2 protein-coding genes are annotated in these 1,188 nt (G+C 32.7%); both read left to right on the top strand.

Annotation, left to right across the window (positions count from 1 at the left end):
* Positions 1-300, top strand: a 300-nt coding sequence (locus EKL98_RS16585) for an alpha-ketoglutarate-dependent dioxygenase AlkB family protein (RefSeq protein WP_148104458.1), incomplete at its 5' end; no start/stop codon positions are given.
* Between the two features lie 132 nt (positions 301-432).
* Positions 433-1,188 (top strand): sterol desaturase family protein (locus tag EKL98_RS16580; protein ID WP_148104457.1); only part of this gene is annotated, 756 nt, incomplete at its 3' end.

Below are 1,188 nucleotides of genomic sequence, written 5' to 3'. Positions count from 1 at the left end.
AAATTCACCACAGTTTTACTCAATTTATATCGCGATGGAAAAGATAGCAACGGTTGGCATGCCGATAACGAAAAAGAATTGGGCTTCAATCCAATAATTGCCTCCTTAAGCTTTGGAACAGAAAGAATTTTTCAATTGAAGCACAATACGATTTCGAATTTAAAACAAAACATCCCCTTGGAACACGGTAGTTTATTGATAATGAAGGGAGCAACTCAACACTTCTGGAAGCATCAAATTCCAAAAACTTCAAAAATAATTAGTTCACGAATCAATCTAACATTTCGTGTAATTGAATAGGAAATTCGAAAAAAACAGTAGATTTGAAGCAAAATAGTTGATTATGAAATGTGCATAACCGATAGTTAATCTCAAAGTCATTAATAATATGCGAATTACATATGACCGATAAAAAACAATAAATATCAACATATGAATGAAATTATTGCTTATTTCTCTACAATTCCTTCCTTGCATAGAAGTCTAATTCTGGTTGGTGGAATTACTATTTTTTGGCTAATCGAAAATGCTTTTCCTCTTTTTAGTTTTAGTTATAAAAAATGGCAACACGCAGGAATTAATTTTTTTATGACGTTTACAACTATAGCTATCAATTTTGCTTTAGCCTTTTTATTATTAGCCACTTCAGATTGGACAATTGCTAATGATTTTGGTGTTTTGCAATGGTTGCCAGCGATGCCTTTGTGGCTTTATGCTTTAATAGGTTTGCTGTTATTAGATTTTATTGGAGCTTATTTAGTGCATTTAATTGAGCATAAGGTCAAATTTCTATGGCGTTTTCACCTAATTCATCACACGGATACTTGGATAGATACCACCACGGGAAATCGGCATCATCCGGGGGAAAGTGTCATTAGATTTACCTTTACCATCTTGGGTATATTTATTGTTGGAAGTCCAATGTGGATAGTTTTCTTGTACCAAACCATTTCGGTTCTTTCTCCCCAATTTACTCATGCAAATATTGCTCTTCCAGAAAAATTCGACTCTTTTTTGAGTTATTTCATAGTTTCGCCCAATATGCACAAAGTGCATCACCATTATAAATTACCTTATACAGATAGTAATTATGGTAATATTTTTTCGGTTTGGGATCGTCTTTTTGGAACATTTATATATCTAAAAAAGGAAGATATCGTTTATGGAATTGATACTCATATGAATCCA

It is taken from the genome of Flavobacterium bomense, assembly GCF_003970355.1.
The sequence above is the reverse complement of the archived record's forward strand: the minus strand, read 5'-3'. Positions and strand labels throughout refer to the sequence as shown.